Below are 15,773 nucleotides of genomic sequence, written 5' to 3' on the forward strand. Positions count from 1 at the left end.
GCAGGAGCAACCATCATGACCATGCATAGACATCCCATCCAAACCAGCACCCCGGCCCTGACCCGCTTTTCGCGACTGGAACGGACGCAGGGGGGCGTCGGCAGCGCGGTCTTGTTCCTGCCGGTCGTCGATTCCACGAACCGTCGCCTTGCCGAAATGGCCCGCGAACCGATGCTTTCTGGCACCGTTCTTGTGGCCGACCATCAAACGGCAGGGCGCGGCAAGGGCGACCGCCCGTGGATTTCGCGTCCCGGCACCGGGCTGATCCTCTCGGTGCTTCTGCGCCCGGCGCGGCCGGTGGAAGAGCTGGCGCAAGTCACGCTTGTCACCGCCGTCGCCGTGGCCGACGCGATCGCCGCCGCCTCCGGGCTGCGTGCCGAAATCAAATGGCCCAACGACCTGATGGTGGGTGGGCGCAAATTGTGCGGCATCCTGTGTGAAATGGTCCTGACGCCCGAGGGCGAGCTGGATCACATCATCGCCGGGATCGGCATCAACGTTCAAAAATCCGACGACGATTTTCCCGCCTTCTTGCAAGGTATCGCCACCTCGATCGAAACCGAAACCGGCAAACATGTGCATCGCTATGATCTGCTGGGCCATCTGATCGACAGCCTCGAAGCGCGTATGACCGAATGGGAACGCGAAGGCTTTGAGCCCGCCCGCCAAGCTTGGAGCGCGCAATCGTGCACGCTTGGCCGTGAAATCGTCCTGACCACCGCCGGCGCTCCGTTGCGCGGCATTGCCACCGCGCTGGAAGCCGATGGCACGCTGACGCTGCGCGATGCGCAAGGCCAAAGCCACAACGTCGTCTTCGGCGAAATCAGTTCCCCCCCGGAAATCACCACTCACGGCGCCTTTCCGAGGACTGCACCTGCAAAGGAGGAAAACGAAAGCAAATGACCCATCACGACACGCGCAAGGATTGGCGCACGCGATCTGCGGATACCGCAGCGCGGAAAGAAGCGGCCGCGCCGCTCTTCGCCAAGGGCAAAGAAGTGCTCGCCAAAGATACCGTGGCTCTGCTGGAAGCAGTGATCCGCGCAGGTGACATCGTCAACATCGAAGGCAACAACCAGAAGCAAGCTGACTTCTTGGCCGAATGCCTCAACCAAGCGGATAAATCGAAGATCCACGATCTGCACATGGTGCAATCGGCGGTGCCGCTGAAATCCCACCTCGATCTGTTTGAAAACGGCATTGCGAAGAAACTCGACTTTGCCTTTGGTGGCCCGCAAGCTGGCCGTGTGGCCGAATTCATCGGCAACGGCAAAATCCAACTGGGTGCGATCCACACCTATCTGGAACTGTTCGGCCGTTACTTCCTCGACCTGACGCCGCGCGTCTCGCTCGTGTGTGCCTATAAAGCCGACCGCAAAGGCAACCTTTACACCGGCTTCAACACCGAAGACACGCCGGTCATCGTGGAAGCCACCAAGTTCAAAGACGGCATCGTGATCGCACAGGTCAACGAAATCGTCGACGAACTGCCGCGCGTCGACATTCCGGGCGACTGGGTGGATGCGGTCATCGAATCGCCCAAGCCCTTCTTCATCGAGCCGCTCTTCACCCGTGACCCGGCCAACATCACCGACAACCAGATCCTTCTGGCGATGATGTGCCTCAAGGGCATCTACGGCGAATACGGCGTCACCTCGATGAACCACGGGATCGGCTTCCTGACCTCGGCCATCGAACTGATCCTGCCGACCTATGGCGCGGAACTGGGCCTGAAGGGCAAGATCTGCACCCATATGATCATCAACCCGCACCCGACCATGATCCCCGCGATCGAAGAAGGCTGGGTCGAGGCGATCCACTGCTTCGGTGGTGAGTTGGGCATGGAAGATTACGTGGCCTCGCGCCCCGACATCTTCTTCATCGGGCCCGATGGCACGCTGCGCTCGAACCGCGCCTTTGCACAAACGGCGGGTCACTATGCGGCCGATATGTTCATCGGCGGCACGCTGCAGATCGACAAATACGGCAACTCCTCGACCGCGACCGCGGGCCGTGTGGCTGGTTTCGGCGGTGCGCCGAACATGGGCTGCGACCCGAAAGGCCGTCGTCACCCCTCGGGTGCGTGGCTCAAATGCGGCGAAGAACTGCCCTCGCTCGACACGCTCACCGGTTCGGTGCCGCGCGGCAAGCGTCTGGTGGTGCAAGGGGTCGAAACCTTTGGCGAAGGCCGCAAACCGGTGTTCGTGGACGAGCTCGACGCTTGGAAACTGGCGAAGAACGCGAACCTCGATATCCCGCCGGTGATGATCTACGGCGACGACCTGACCCACATCGTGACCGAAGAAGGCATCGCCTATCTGAGCCGTTGCAAAGACATGGAAACCCGCATGGCGGCGATCCGTGCCGTGGCTGGGTTCACCGATATCGGTCTGACCGCGAAACCTGAAGAGACGAAAGCCCTGCGCGAGGCCGGCATCGTCAAGACCCCGTCCGATCTGGGGATCGATCCTTCGCGTGCGACCCGCGACCTGCTCGCGGCGAAGAACATGCGCGATCTCGTGACCTGGTCCGGCGGTCTCTACAACCCGCCCGCGCGTTTCCGCAACTGGTAATGGAGGCTTGAAACCATGGCTTTGCATACCCTCGAGCTGACCCTCGAACCCGCCGCAGCCGCCGGCCCGGTGAAAGCGCCGACCCATATCGGCGTCACCGGCTCCAGCGATCTTGAAGTGCTGATCCAGCCCGAAGCGCTGGACGGCAAGGTGGCGGTGAAACTCGTCACCCCGGTCACCGGCTTCGATCCGTTGTGGGAGCGCGTGCTGCGCAAGTTCATCGACGAAACCTCGCTGTCCGATACCCGGATCGAGATCAATGACAACAACGCCACCCCGGCCGTCGTGCTGCTGCGCCTGCATCAGGCCTTCACGGCAGCGAACGCGGCCTGAGGCGGAGGGCAAACGAATGAGCAATTGGCAAAATCTTCAACCCCGCAGCTTCCTTGAAGCCAGCGCGCGTGACCGGGCCCTTGGCCTGGTCGACGAGGGCAGCTTCACCGAGCTTGCCGGTCCGTTCGATCGGGTGACGAGCCCGCATCTTGAGCTTCTGGGGGATGCCGTCGCCTTTGACGACGGGATCGTCACGGGCATCGGGCGGATCGGCAAGACCCCCGTGTTCGTGATCTCGCAAGAAGGCAAGTTCATCGGCGGGTCCGTGGGCGAAATCGGCGGTGCGAAGATGGTCAACACCATCAAACTGGCGATCGAATTCCACGATGATCTGGTCGCCAAACATCCCGACCTGACCGACGAGGAAAAACCCGTTGTGGTGATTTCCTTCGAAACCGGCGGTGTGCGTTTGCACGAAGCCAACGCTGGCCTTCTGGCCCATGCCGAAGTCATGGACCAACTGCAAAAAGCGCGCGGCAAGGTTCCGGTGATTGCGGTCATCGGCTCCAAGGTCGGCGGCTTCGGCGGCATGGGCTTTGTGGCGGCAGCGACCGACGCGATCATCATGAGCGAGTTCGGCCGTCTTGGCCTGACCGGCCCGGAAGTGATCGAGCAGGAAATGGGCAAGGAAGAGTTCGACGCGTCGGACCGCGCCCTTGTCTATCGCACCACGGGTGGGCGTCACAAATACATCATGGGCGACGCTAACTTCCTTGTGCAGGACTCGATCGAAGCGTTCCGCAAGCAAGTCGTCGAACTGGCGCCGCTGCCGGTGTCCGACTTCGAGGCGATGCGCCGCATCGGCTCGCCCGAGACGGTCGAAAAGCAACTGCGCTTGGTGGCTCTGGCCGCTGAAATGCAGCCGCAAGACGCCGTCGATGTTTGGGCCAAGGCGGGCAATGAGAACGCCGCCGGTCTGCTGGACGTGCCCTTCGCGGAATTCATGAGCACCGTCAAACGGCTCGCCGTCTGACCCCCGCAACACAGGAGAAAATCATGGAGATGCAAGAAAGCATGATGGGCCGGGGGCGTGAGGCGATCGATATGATCGTGGACCCCGAGTCCTTCCAAGAAAACACCGTTGGCGCGCAAAGCTTCGACGATCCCGAATTCGGCCCCGGCGCCGTTGTCGGGACCGCCACGCTGGACGGCAAAACCACCACGATCATCGCGTCGGATGGCAATGCCTTCAACGAGAAGTTCCCGGTCGTCTATGCGGGCATCATCGGCATGGAAGAAGGCTACAAGATGGCGCAGGCTGTCTATGCCTCGATCGCGGCCGATGCCGAAAAGCCGCTGGAAGAAAAGCGCGCCTTGGTGCTGATCGTCGACACCCCCGGTAACGGTCCGGGCAAGGTCGAAGAGATCTTTGGCATGAACAAGGCGACGGCGGCCTATCAGCTTGCGCTGGCCGAGGCCCGTCTGAAAGGTCACGCGATCATCGCTATGGTGATTGGCCGCGCGATCTCTGGCGCCTTCTTGTGCCACGGTCTGCAAGCTGACAGCATCGTTTCGCTTGATGCGAACTATGGCACGATGATCCACGTGATGCCGCTGACCTCGGTTTCGCGGATCATCAAGAAGCCGCTCGAAGTTCTTGAGGAAATCTCCAAGGACAACGCCGTCTTCGCCGCCGGTCCGCGCTTCTTCTACTCGCTCGGCGGTGTCGGCCTGATCGTGGATCACGTCGATGGCATGCGCCCGGCGATCATCGATCGCGTCGCGGAAGTTCAAAAAGCGAAAGCCGAAGGCAAACAGGACACGCTCGGCCCCTGGGGTCGTGGTGCGCTGGGCGCCGAGCGCGGTGGCCGGGTCGAACGGCCCAAAGTCATGGCGCTGATGAACGAGGAATTCGCGGCGGTCGCCGGGCAATACGCCCCCGCCCGCTGAGAATTCGCAAAAAGAGCCTGAAGGAAGTCAGATATGTCGGACGAACTCAAAGCGATCGAAGACGCCCTCGAAGTCTTCGGCTCGGCGCCGACCCTTGCAGACATGCCGCGCCGCTCCCTCTCCGACAAGGGCATTCATGGCCCTACGGCAGCGCATGTCATCGAGGAGGTGCATACTCCGTTCAATCTGGCCTATCTGACCTTCACGACTGGCTCTTCAGCCTTTCAGACGATCGTTGGGGTTACATACGCGGAACTCCCCGACCGCAGCGCCGTTGCCCGCGAGCTGTTTGAAAGGCTGAACCTAGAGGGGGGGGCACGGATGTTGGTCACCTACCCCCCCCTCGTCAATGTTTTCTCGAAACAGGCGCTCGACGATTGCGGCGTGGAATGGAGCCACCTGCTGCGCTCCAGCCGCGATGCGCTGATCGTGGCCGCCTGCCGTCAGGCCCCGCAGGTGATCTTGGGCGAATCCTCGTTCCTGCGCGCCAGCCTTGAACAGGTTCTGGCATTGGGTCTGAAAGACGAAATGCCCAAAGGCTGTGTTCTGCTGTGTGCGGGCACGCCGCTGGATCAGGAACTGATCCCGGTCGCCGCGCAATTCGGCTATTCCGTGCACGACCTTTATGGCTGTCAGGAATTTGGCTGGCTGGTGCTGGATGGCGTGCCGCTGCGCCCTGATGTGTCGCTTGTGCCCTCGCCGCGCGGCGAAGGCTGGCGCGAACTTGTGGTCGGCGGTCTGCCGATGGGCGACAGCTTCCTTGTGTCTAGCGCAGGCCATGTGTGCAACCGGGCGGGACAGATCATCACCTATCGGCGCGAACGCACTTACCCGGAATATGAGGTCGTCGTGACCCATACCACGGCCAGCGCCGCCGATACGATCGACAAGGCCGCGCGCACGATCCTGCGCATCAAAAGCCGGGTGGTGAAAGTGGCCCCAGATCTGGTGACCGGGGCCGAAGCGACCCGGTTGGAACTGGTGCCCGGTGCCGTCGGTGCGGCCGATGATACGGCGGAAAAGATCGTGATCGAAGGCCCACAGGCCACAACGCTGTTTGACGCGATGGTGACCGCGCAGCGTGAAATGAGCCGGACCGCGAAAACCGATCCTGCATGGGTGAAGAGGCGCTAAAAATGCTGCAGACACGTCATACCCTCGCCTATATCGAAGACGCCGCGCGCGAAACTTTGTTGCCCGCGCTGCTGGCGGCCCTTCCGGCGCCGATGCGCTATTCCGACATGCAAGACCTTGTGACCGAGGTTTTCATCGAAGACCGTATTCCCGGGATCGTGTGCCGTCCCACCGGTGCCGTGCCGGAAGGCGGTGGCCAGCTTGGTTTTGCCTTCCCGTTCCGCATGGGGGCCGCGCGCGTGCGTTCCGCCGTGCCAGTGGCGGCGGGGCAGGTCACTTCTTACGTCACCCCGTGGGAGGTGATGGCGCTGGCGCAGATGCTGGGCGATACCGCCCATCCGGTGATCGCGGCGCTTGAGGATATCGGACATCGCACCGGCGTGCAGATCGGGCTGATCGGCTCGTTGGCGATGAAGATCGTCACCGGTCTGGGCTACCTGCGCCCCGATTCCGATATCGACATCGTGTTGCGCGCCGAAGACCCGCTCATGCTGGAGGCGGCGCAAGCGGATTTGCAGATGCTCAGTGCCCGCACGGGACTGCGCATCGATGCAGAAGTCGTGCTGCCCGAGGGCACCGGCGTCAAACTTTCCGAACTCTTGTCGGCCGCCGATGCGGTGCTGGGCAAGACGATTTCGGGTGTAGAATTGATTTCGCGCAATCGATTGAGCGAGATCATGTCGCTGCGGCAAAATAGCGTTATTGCCGGGTGAAAGAAGCATAACCCCAAGAAGCAAGCCAAAGGAGAAGGCTATGGATGTGAAAGTGAAGATGCCGTCGGTCATCATCTCGTTGGAAGTCGCCGAAGGCGCCACCGTGACCAAAGGTCAAAACGTGGCGGTCATCGAAGCCATGAAGATGAAAAACAACACCCCGGCGCCCTGTGATGGCGTGGTGAAGTCCATCGCGGTGCAGGTCGGCGACCGTGTCAAACCCGGCGCGGTTGTCATGACCATCGAATAACAGGATTGGCCGGGGGCGCAGGGTCGCGCCCCCGGCCATCCACGTCTCAAGGAGGACAAGCAATGCTTATTTACGGTGTCGCTCTGATGAGCGGCTGCATGATCGTCGGGACTTTCCTGGGTTACCTCGTGGGGAACCTTGTGGGGATCTCGGCAAACATCGGTGGTGTCGGTATCGCCATGCTTTTGCTGGTGATCGTGTCGCGTTACCTGATGGACCGTGACCAGCTTTCGAAGCTGGCCCAAGACGGGATCAAATTCTGGTCGGCGATGTATATCCCGATCGTGGTCGCCATGGCTGCCAAACAAAACGTGCTGGCCGCGTTTGATGCGGGCGCGCTCGCCTTCATCGCCGGGCTCGGCTCGGTGCTCGCCGGCTTCTTGCTGATCCGTCCGATTGCGGCGCTCAGCCCGAAATCGGCCCCCGAAAACAACGCTGCGGAGTAAGATAGATGTTTCTTGATATTCTGAACACCGCGCTTGGAAAATACCCGTTGGTTCTGGCCTTCGCTTGCGTTGGTCTGATCATGTGGGTTGCTTATGCACTCGGCAAACTGACCAACAACCGTGTGCATGGTTCGGCCATCGCCATTCTGATCGGCCTTATCCTTGCTTACATCGGTGGTGTGCTGACCGATGGCAAAAAAGGGATTGCCGATATCACCCTGTTCTCCGGCTTCGCCCTGATGGGTGGGGGCATGCTGCGCGACTTCGCCATCGTGTCGACCGCTTTCGGTGTGAAACTTGAAGAGCTGAAAAAAGCGGGTCTGCCGGGCGCCGTCGCCCTGGTCGTGTCGGTGATCATCGCCACGGTGCTCGGCTCGCTGGCCGCTTATGCGTTCGGCTATACCGATCCGGTTGATATGGCCACGATCGGTGGCGGTACGGTGACCTTCATCGTCGGCCCGGTGACCGGTGCGGCGCTGGGCGCTTCGTCGGAAGTGATCGCGCTTTCGGTGGCTGCGGGCGTGGTGAAATCCATCGCCGTGATGATCCTTACCCCGTTCCTCGCCAAAGTGGCTGGTCTGGATAACCCGGCGGCGGCGGCTGTCTACGGTGGGTTGATGGGCACCACAAGCGGCGTCAGCGCGGGTCTGGCGGCAACCGACCCGAAACTGGTCCCTTATGGTGCCCTGACCGCGACGTTCTACACGGGCTTTGGCTGCCTCGTGGTGCCGTCGGTCGGCTACATGGCCATCCTCGCCCTGTTTGGCTGATCTCCGGCAAGAGCTCTCAAACAGACACATATGAAATCATGCAACCTCTCGTGACCTAGGCCGACAAGATGATCCGTTCAAGTGTTGGAAATGCGTTCGCGCGGTTGCATGGTGCCGCAGGCAGTGTCAGCGTCCCTTCGCTGCCTGCGGCCCCCGGTGCTCAAACCGGGATTGAAATCTCTGATGTCTCGCACCGGTTCGGCGATACCGAAGTGCTGCGCGACATCACCCTTTCCCTGACCGAAAAGCGGATCGCCATCGTCGGGGCCAATGGCTCTGGCAAAAGCACCTTTTCACGGCTTCTCAATGGCTTGCTGGTTCCCGATACCGGCAGCGTCCTGATCGACGGCCTGTGCACGGCAAAAGCGGCCAAGGCCGTGCGCCGCAAGGTCGGCTTTGTCTTTCAAAACCCCGATACCCAGATTGTCTTCCCAACGGTTGAAGAAGACGTGGCCTTCGGGCTCAAGGGGTTGGGGCTGTCGGCGCCAGAGCGCGCTGCCCGCGTCAGTGATGTGCTCGCCCGCTATGGGCTTGAGCCGCTGCGCGAGCGCCCCGCCCACAAACTTTCGGGCGGGCAAAAACAACTGCTGGCCTTGGCTGGCGTTTTGATCACCAATCCCGATTACGTGGTGTTCGACGAACCCACGACCTTGCTTGATTTGCGCAATGCGCGCTTGGTGGGCCGGGTGATCGAGGCGCTGACGCAAACCGCGATTGTCGTCACCCATGACCTGCCGCTGATCGATGCGTTCGAGCGGGTGCTGGTGTTCGAGGGCGGCCGCATCGTGGCCGATGACGAACCCTCCAGCGCGCTTGCCAATTACATCCGGCGGATGCGATGACGGGCGGCTCGATCTTGCATCGGGCCCCGGCGGGGCTGAAGCTGGCCGCGCTTGCCATGGCGGGCAGCGCGGTGGTCCTTGTGCCCGACTGGCGGGTGATGGTCGACCTTTTCTTGCTGGTGGCCTTGGGCTTTCCGCTGGCGCGATTGGGGCGCGGTGCGCTGCGTGCGCAGCTGCGTCCGCTCATGCCGATGCTGGTGTTACTCTTTTTCACGCAAGGTCTGCTCGCCTCGTGGGAAATGGCGGCGCTGGTCGTGGCGCGGATCGCAACGTTGGTGTTGATGGCCGCGCTTGTCACCTTGACCACCCGGAGCGAGGCGCTGATTGCCACGGTCGAAACGCTGCTGCGCCCGCTGGCGCCCTTGGGCGTCAACCCCGGCAAGGTCAGCCTCGCCTTTTCGCTGGCGCTGCGCTTTTTGCCGGTGATCGCCGAAGAAGCCGAGCGGGTGCGCGAGGCACAAACTGCGCGCGGGCTTGGCCATTCCCCGTTGGCGCTGGCGCTGCCCTTGATCGTGCGCGTGCTCAAGGCCGCCGAGGATATTGCCGATGCCATTGATGCGCGGTCGGGGCATGACGACCCGAGCCTGCGCCCCCACCCCGAAACCGCCCCCGCGCCCGGGCGGCGGTTCCTCTTTAGAAGTGTGAAGGAACAAGTCTGATGTCACCGCAGCCGATCAGCACCCGAGATATCGTCTACATCGCCCTGTTCGCAGCCCTGACGGCGGCGCTGGCGCTTTTCCCGCCGATCACCCTGCCGCTGATCGGGGTGCCGATCACCGCGCAGTCGATGGGGCCGATGCTGGCCGGTGCGATCTTGGGCGCGCGCCGAGGGGCCTTGTCGATCCTGCTGGTGCTGGCGCTGGTGGCGATTGGCCTGCCGATCCTGTCGGGCGGGCGTGGCGGTCTGGGCGTTTTTGCCGGGCCGACTGTCGGCTTTTTGCTAGGCTGGGTGGCGACCGCCTATGTCGTCGGGCTGCTGCATGAACTTGGCTGGAACAAGCTGACGCTGTTCAGCTCTTTTGCCCATGCGATGATCGGCGGCATCATCGTGCTTTACGCCATCGGCATTCCGGTGCTGGCGGTTCAGGCCAGTTTGTCGATAAAGGCTGCGACGATGGCTTGCCTTGCCTTTATTCCGGGCGATTTGGTCAAAGCGGCCCTGACGGCGGTGATTGCGGTTGCGATCAAACGCGCCCATCCGATCATCGGGACCCGCCGGGGACAGACCGCCTGACGCGCATCACCGCGCCGGAACCTGCTGCGGACGGGCCCCATGGATGGGCCCGTCCGTTCACGTTTGCATGGCCCAAAGGGCACAGGAGCCACCATGAGTTTTCTCAGACGTCTTGGCATCGACACCTACATGCTGCTGTTGATTGGCATGGTTATTTTGGGGGTGATCGTCCCCGCACAGGGCTTTGCCGCCGCAACGTTGAAGCAGGTGACCTATTGGGCGGTTTCGCTGCTGTTCTTGCTTTATGGGCTTAAGCTGGATCCGTCCTCGGTGCGCGCCGGTTTTCTGAATTGGCGGTTGCAGGGACTTACGCTGATCGCCACCTATGCGATGTTTCCGCTGTTGGGGCTTGGCTTCGCGCAGGTCTTTGGGCCGGTGCTGGGCGCGCAGGTGACGCTTGGCGTTTTGTTCTTGGCGGTGCTGCCGTCGACCGTGCAAAGCTCCATCGCCTTCACCAGTATCGCGGGCGGCAATGTGCCGGGCGCAATCTGTGCCGCTTCGGCCTCTAACCTGATCGGTGTGGCGCTGACGCCCGCGCTGGTCGCGGTGATGTTGCAAACCGGCGGCGGCGAGGTGCGGCTGGATGCCGTTTTGCGCATCGGCACGCAGATCCTGCTGCCCTTCATTTTGGGGCAAGTGCTGCGGCCTTGGCTGGGCGCGCTGATCGCCCGGCATCGCCAGCTAACGCTTTATGTGGACCGGGGCTCGATCCTGCTGATCGTCTATGCCGCCTTCAGTGCGGGCACCCGTACCGGGCTTTGGGACACGGTGCCGGTGCCTCGGCTGGCGGCGCTTTTTGGTGTGATCGCGATCTTTCTGGCGGTTTCGATGGGGCTGATGGTGGCAGCGGGACGAGCCTTCCGCTTGCCGTATCCCGACCGGGCAGCGCTGTTTTATTGTGGCTCGACCAAAAGCATTGCGACCGGCATCCCCATCGCTTCGGCGCTGTTTCCGGCGGCAGAGGTGGGGGCGATCGTTCTGCCCGCAATGATGTATCACATCACCCAGCTTCTGATCTGCGCCTTCGTTTCGCAGCGCGCGCGGCGGCGGGCCGAGGCGGCAGAGTAGCACCGGCAAGAATTTTCTGGTCGCCATGCGTCGCAAGATGCATTCTGACATTTGAAATTGTCAGAGTGAGAGGGCGCCATGACAACGGCGGGAACGATTTTGCGGCGCGCGGCTATGGTTTTGGTGCCCGCCACGCTGGGCGTAATGGCGGTGCTTTACGCGGGCAAGCTGACCTCGGTGCCCGAACCGGGCACGATGGTGCGCAAGCCGACATTGGTGCGGGTCGTCACGCTGGAAGAGACCGATTTCCTGCCCCGGGTGATCGGTTATGGCACGGTCACTCCGGTGCGCGATTGGCGTGCGGTCGCCCGGATCGAGGGGGAGGTCGCCGCGCTGGCCGAGGGGGTGGCCCCGGGCCAGATCGTGCCGGGAGGCACGGTGCTGTTTCGCATTGATGACAGCACGATCAAGCTTGATCTGGCGAATATCGAAGCGCAGCTTTCCGCCTCGCATGTGCGCGATCAGACGCTACAGGCGAGCCTAGATCTTGCGCGCTCGGACCTTGATCTCGCGCGGGAAGATTTGCGGCGCCAAGAACAGTTGCACGCCCAAGGCGTGGTGACGCAGGCCGCGCTGGAAACCACCCGCCGCCAAGAGTTGACCACCCGCACCAAGGTGATTGATCTGCAAAATCAACTGGCACTGAATGCGGCCGAACGCGCGGTGCTGCAAACCCAGCGCGCCGCGCTTGAACGCGATCAAAGCTTGGCCGAGATTCGCGCGCCCTATGAGCTGCGCATCACCGCGCTCGAGGCCGATCTGGGCCAGTTCGTCAGCCCGGGACAGGTGCTTTTGTCAGGCGAGGGGACCGCGGCGGTCGATATTGCGGCGCAATTCCCAGTGGGCCGGATCGGCCCGCTGTTGCGGCTTTTGGGCGAGGGCACGCAGGTGACCGATCTCAAGGCGCGGGTGCGCCTGCCCGCCGCCGATCATGCCGTGGTCTGGAAAGCCGAAGTGGCGCGCGTGGGCGAGGCCATCGACCCCGCCACGCAAAACGCCCCCGTCGTGGTGCGTGTCCCCGACCCTTTGGGGCAAAGCGAGGCGGGCAGCCGTCCGCCTTTGCGGCGCAATATGGTGGTGGAGGTTGAATTGTTCGCCCCCAAACGCCCGGCGCTCGTGGTGCCCGCTGAAGCGATCTCGGACGGGGCGGTTTTGGTGGTCTCGGCGGAGAACACATTGGAACGCCGCGCTGTGCAAAGCGGGTTCGCAACCGGTGATCTGGCGGTGGTGACCGGCGGGTTGGCCCCGGGCGTGCAGCTTGTCCTCACCGATCCCGCGATTGCGATGCCGGGAATGGCGGTCAAGCCGGTTGAAGATGCCGCCCGCAAGGCCGAGATCGCCGCGAGTGCGCTTGGACAGGCGGTGCCGACCGCCAAGCCCGGTAGTGGGGGTGGCGCTGGCAAGAAGGGGGCACAGCCATGATCCGGCTGTTTGCCGGGCACCGCACGGCGGCCAATATCGCGATGATCGCGATTTCTGGTCTGGGGCTGATGGCGCTGCCCGCTTTGCAACGCGATACCTTTCCGATCACGCCGCCCTCGGATGTTTCGGTGCGCATCGCTTACCCGGGGGCCGCGCCCGCCGAGGTGGAGACCGGCATTTGCACGCTGGCCGATCCGCTGCTGATGCGGGTTGAAAATCTGGATACGCTGACTTGCCTTGCACGCGAAAACGCCGCCCAGATCACCGCCGAAATGATCGAAGGCGCGGATATGGCGCGCTTTTATGCCGATGTGAAAGACACGGTGGAGGGGATCACCGGCTTCCCCGCCAAGGCCGAGGCGCCGGTCACCCAGATTGTCGAGCGCACCGCCTCGGTTTCGTCCATCGCAGTCACCGGCCCCGATGACCCGGCGGTGCTTTACGCCTATGCGCAGGATCTGGCGGACCGGCTGCGCGCCGATCCACAGATTTCCATGGTCGACGTGAACGGCTTTTCCGACCGCGAAATTGCGGTGGAATTCGATCGCGCCGGGCTGGAGCGGTTCGGCCTTGACATGACCGACATTGGCGCGGCGCTGGCGCGGTATAGCCTTGATATGCCGGGGGGCACGCTGGAGGGCCGGGCGGGGGATGTTTCGATCCGGTTTCTGGGCGAGCGGCGCACCCCCGCAGAGCTTGCGCAAATCCCCATTGCGGGCAGCGCCACCGGCGGGCAGTTGCGGCTGGGCGATGTTGCCAAGATCCGCGCCGGGTTTGCCGAACCCGCGCAGGCCAGCTATTTCAACGGCCAGCGCGCCGCCATCGTTGCTGTGTCCAAGACCGCCGCGCAAGATGCGCTAAAGGTCAAGGCAGCGCTGGATCGCCAAATAGCCCAAGCGGCGGCAGAGGCCCCGGCAGGGATCACTCTGGCCATTTCACAAGATTCGACGTCGAATATCGTCGAGCGGTTGCGGATCATCGGCGTGAACGGGCTGCAAGGGCTGGTCTTGGTGCTGGCGGCGATGTGGCTGTTCTTCGGGCTGCGGATGTCGTTTTGGGTGGCGATGGGGCTGCCGGTGTCCTTCCTTGGCGCGATCTTTGCCATGCAGATGCTGGGCTATACCGTCAATATGATGACGATGGTGGCGCTGCTGGTTGCGACCGGGCTGTTGATGGATGATGCCATCGTGATTTCCGAAAATATCGTGCGGCGGCGGCAGGCGGGCGAAAGCGCGCGCGAGGCGGCCGTAAATGGCGTCTTGCAGGTTGGGCCGGGGGTTCTGGCCTCGTTCCTAAGCACGGCTTTGGTGATTGGCCCGCTGAGCTTCCTCAGCGGCAATATCGGTGCGCTTTTGAAATATATCCCCATCGTTTTGCTGATTACGCTGACGGTCAGCCTGATCGAGGCTTTCTTGATCCTGCCCGCGCATATGCGCCATTCGCTGGATCGCGATATGCGCCCCGGCGCGGTGGGCCGTGCGGTCAATAGCGTGTTCGAGCGGTTTCGCGATGGTGTCGTGGTGCCCTTTGCCGAACGGCTTTTACAGGCGCGCTATTTAACACTGGGCATGGCGATCTTGCTGGTGGCCCTATCGGTTGCACCCTTTACCGGGGGATTTTTGAAATACCAAAGCTTCCCCACGCTGGAAAGCGACACGGTCGAGGCGCGGCTTTTGCTGGTAGAGGGCAGCCCTCTGGACCGGACCGAGGCGCGGGTGGCCAAGGTGGTCAAGGCGCTGACCGAACTGGATGACGCATTCAGCCCCGATCAGCCCGATGGGCAGCGCTTGGTGAAAAGCTATACGATCACCTATGGCACCAATGCCGACAGCCCCACCACCGGGCCGAATATGGCCACGGTCAGCGCGGCGCTTTTGCCTGCGGGCGTGCGCACGACCGAGGTGGGGGCGATCCTTGATGCGTGGAAAAAGGGCGTGGGGCAGATGCCCGATATGGCGGCTTTTCGGATCACCGACAAGGAACGCGGCGCGGGCGGTAAGCCCATCGATCTGCTGTTGGAAGGCAATGATCTAGGGGACCTGGCCACGACCGCGCGCGAATTGCGCCGGTTCTTTCGCGGCTTTGATGGGGTGCGCGATGTGACCTTTGATCTGCAGCCGGGCAAGCCCGAATTGGTGGTGCGCATGAAGCCCGCACAGGCGAACCTTCTGGGCGTGACGCCCGCCGCGCTGGCGGGGGAATTGCGCGCGGCCTTTCGGGGGGACAGCGCGGTCAGCTTTGCCGATGCGCGCGGCCAGATCGATGTGGTGGCACGTCTGGCCGCCAGCGACCGGCGCAGCTTGCAAGATGTGCTGGCGTTGCGGGTTCCGGGGGCGGGGGGCGCGCTGGTGCCGCTGGCGGTGGTGGCTGAGGTTACGCAAACCCGGGGCACTTCGACCATCACCCATGTGAACGGCATACGTGCGGTTTCGGTGCAGGGCACGATCAACCCGGCGGTGGCCAATGCGCGCGAATTGATGGCGGCGATGCGCGCCGAGTATCTGCCCGAATTGGCGCAAAAGCGCCCCGGTGTCAGGGTGCGGGTTTTGGGCGAGGAACAGGATACCGCAACCACCGGCGCCTCTTTGCTTCGGAACATGGCGGCGGGGGCGGCGGGGGTTTATCTGCTGCTTGCCTTCACGATGAAAAGCTTCCTTCGTCCGGTTGCGGTGATTGCGGCGGTGCCGCTAAGCCTGATTGGCGTGATCTGGGGGCATATGGCCTTGGGGCTGCAAATTTCCCTGCCCAGTCTGGTGGGCCTGGCCACGCTGGTGGGGGTGGTGGTGAACAATGCGATCTTGCTGGATGCCTTTATCGGCGCGCGCCGCGCGGCGGGGATGGGGATCGTGGATGCCGGGCGCGAGGCGGTGCGTGACCGGTTCCGCGCGATTTTCCTGACCTCGCTGACAACGGTGGCAGGGCTGGGGCCGCTTTTGTTCGAGCAAAGTACACAGGCGCAATTCTTGCGCCCGATCGTGGCAAGTTTGGCCTTCGGGCTGACCTCGGCCACGCTTTTGTCGCTGTTTGTTACCCCGGCGATGCTGGCGATCTTGGAAGACTTCGGCATGCGCGTCGCCGACCGTGACGCCTAGGCGCCA

The 15,773-nt window shown here is 62.8% G+C and carries 16 protein-coding genes; all 16 read left to right on the forward strand.

Translation table 11 applies throughout. From position 1 onward, the window contains the following. Nucleotides 1–15 precede the first annotated feature (15 nt). The 16 genes from CKO11_RS00115 (at nucleotide 16) to CKO11_RS00190 (ending at nucleotide 15,767) form a co-directional block, all read left to right on the forward strand. Nucleotides 16–903: a biotin--[acetyl-CoA-carboxylase] ligase gene (locus CKO11_RS00115; protein ID WP_223631697.1), complete on the forward strand. Its 888-nt coding sequence runs from the start codon at nucleotides 16–18 to the stop codon at nucleotides 901–903. Next, complete coding sequence (gene mdcA / locus CKO11_RS00120) at nucleotides 900–2,573, forward strand: malonate decarboxylase subunit alpha (RefSeq protein WP_223631699.1); 1,674 nt, start codon at nucleotides 900–902, stop codon at nucleotides 2,571–2,573. Before CKO11_RS00115 ends, mdcA begins: the two co-directional genes overlap by 4 nt. Nucleotides 2,574–2,588: 15 nt before the next feature. Continuing rightward, nucleotides 2,589–2,906: a malonate decarboxylase acyl carrier protein gene (mdcC, locus tag CKO11_RS00125; protein ID WP_223631700.1), complete on the forward strand. Its 318-nt coding sequence runs from the start codon at nucleotides 2,589–2,591 to the stop codon at nucleotides 2,904–2,906. A gap of 16 nt (nucleotides 2,907–2,922) precedes the next feature. Then, nucleotides 2,923–3,879: a biotin-independent malonate decarboxylase subunit beta gene (locus CKO11_RS00130; protein WP_223631701.1), complete on the forward strand. Its 957-nt coding sequence runs from the start codon at nucleotides 2,923–2,925 to the stop codon at nucleotides 3,877–3,879. 23 nt (nucleotides 3,880–3,902) lie between these two features. Further along, nucleotides 3,903–4,796, forward strand: coding sequence for a biotin-independent malonate decarboxylase subunit gamma (mdcE, locus tag CKO11_RS00135; protein ID WP_223631702.1), 894 nt, complete (start codon nucleotides 3,903–3,905; stop codon nucleotides 4,794–4,796). A gap of 33 nt (nucleotides 4,797–4,829) precedes the next feature. Further along, complete coding sequence (locus CKO11_RS00140) at nucleotides 4,830–5,930, forward strand: acyl carrier protein (RefSeq protein WP_223631703.1); 1,101 nt, start codon at nucleotides 4,830–4,832, stop codon at nucleotides 5,928–5,930. A 2-nt stretch (nucleotides 5,931–5,932) separates the two neighbouring features. Then, a complete protein-coding gene (gene mdcG, locus CKO11_RS00145) occupies nucleotides 5,933–6,643 on the forward strand; it encodes a malonate decarboxylase holo-[acyl-carrier-protein] synthase (RefSeq protein ID WP_223631705.1) in 711 nt (236 codons plus the stop codon). A 40-nt stretch (nucleotides 6,644–6,683) separates the two neighbouring features. Next, the gene (locus CKO11_RS00150; RefSeq protein WP_223631707.1) at nucleotides 6,684–6,893 is read left to right on the forward strand and encodes a biotin/lipoyl-containing protein; all 210 of its coding nucleotides are present in this window, start codon (nucleotides 6,684–6,686) and stop codon (nucleotides 6,891–6,893) included. A 62-nt stretch (nucleotides 6,894–6,955) separates the two neighbouring features. After that, on the forward strand, nucleotides 6,956–7,339 hold the full coding sequence (madL, locus tag CKO11_RS00155) for a malonate transporter subunit MadL (RefSeq protein ID WP_223631709.1): 384 nt from the start codon (nucleotides 6,956–6,958) through the stop codon (nucleotides 7,337–7,339). Between the two features lie 5 nt (nucleotides 7,340–7,344). Beyond that, nucleotides 7,345–8,109 (forward strand): malonate transporter subunit MadM, encoded by a 765-nt coding sequence (gene madM, locus CKO11_RS00160; protein ID WP_223631711.1) that lies wholly within the window; start codon nucleotides 7,345–7,347, stop codon nucleotides 8,107–8,109. 68 nt (nucleotides 8,110–8,177) lie between these two features. Next, nucleotides 8,178–8,951 carry an energy-coupling factor ABC transporter ATP-binding protein gene (locus CKO11_RS00165; RefSeq protein ID WP_223631713.1) on the forward strand — a complete coding sequence of 258 codons (774 nt, stop codon included), beginning with the start codon at nucleotides 8,178–8,180 and terminating at the stop codon, nucleotides 8,949–8,951. Then, entirely contained in the window at nucleotides 8,948–9,610 is a 663-nt protein-coding gene (locus CKO11_RS00170; RefSeq protein WP_223631715.1) for an energy-coupling factor transporter transmembrane component T family protein, read from the forward strand. The genes CKO11_RS00165 and CKO11_RS00170 overlap by 4 nt, the downstream gene beginning before the upstream one ends. Then, nucleotides 9,610–10,185, forward strand: a complete 576-nt coding sequence (locus CKO11_RS00175) for a biotin transporter BioY (RefSeq protein ID WP_223631717.1) — start codon at nucleotides 9,610–9,612, stop codon at nucleotides 10,183–10,185. The genes CKO11_RS00170 and CKO11_RS00175 overlap by 1 nt, the downstream gene beginning before the upstream one ends. 93 nt (nucleotides 10,186–10,278) lie before the next feature. After that, nucleotides 10,279–11,253: a bile acid:sodium symporter family protein gene (locus CKO11_RS00180; RefSeq protein ID WP_223631719.1), complete on the forward strand. Its 975-nt coding sequence runs from the start codon at nucleotides 10,279–10,281 to the stop codon at nucleotides 11,251–11,253. A gap of 78 nt (nucleotides 11,254–11,331) precedes the next feature. After that, on the forward strand, nucleotides 11,332–12,675 hold the full coding sequence (locus tag CKO11_RS00185; protein ID WP_223631721.1) for an efflux RND transporter periplasmic adaptor subunit: 1,344 nt from the start codon (nucleotides 11,332–11,334) through the stop codon (nucleotides 12,673–12,675). After that, nucleotides 12,672–15,767 (forward strand): efflux RND transporter permease subunit, encoded by a 3,096-nt coding sequence (locus tag CKO11_RS00190; protein WP_223631724.1) that lies wholly within the window; start codon nucleotides 12,672–12,674, stop codon nucleotides 15,765–15,767. The genes CKO11_RS00185 and CKO11_RS00190 overlap by 4 nt, the downstream gene beginning before the upstream one ends. Nucleotides 15,768–15,773 lie beyond the last annotated feature (6 nt).

Origin of the sequence: Rhodobacter sp. TJ_12, from assembly GCF_020023995.1 — a bacterium.
Lineage (GTDB): Bacteria > Pseudomonadota > Alphaproteobacteria > Rhodobacterales > Rhodobacteraceae > Rhodobacter.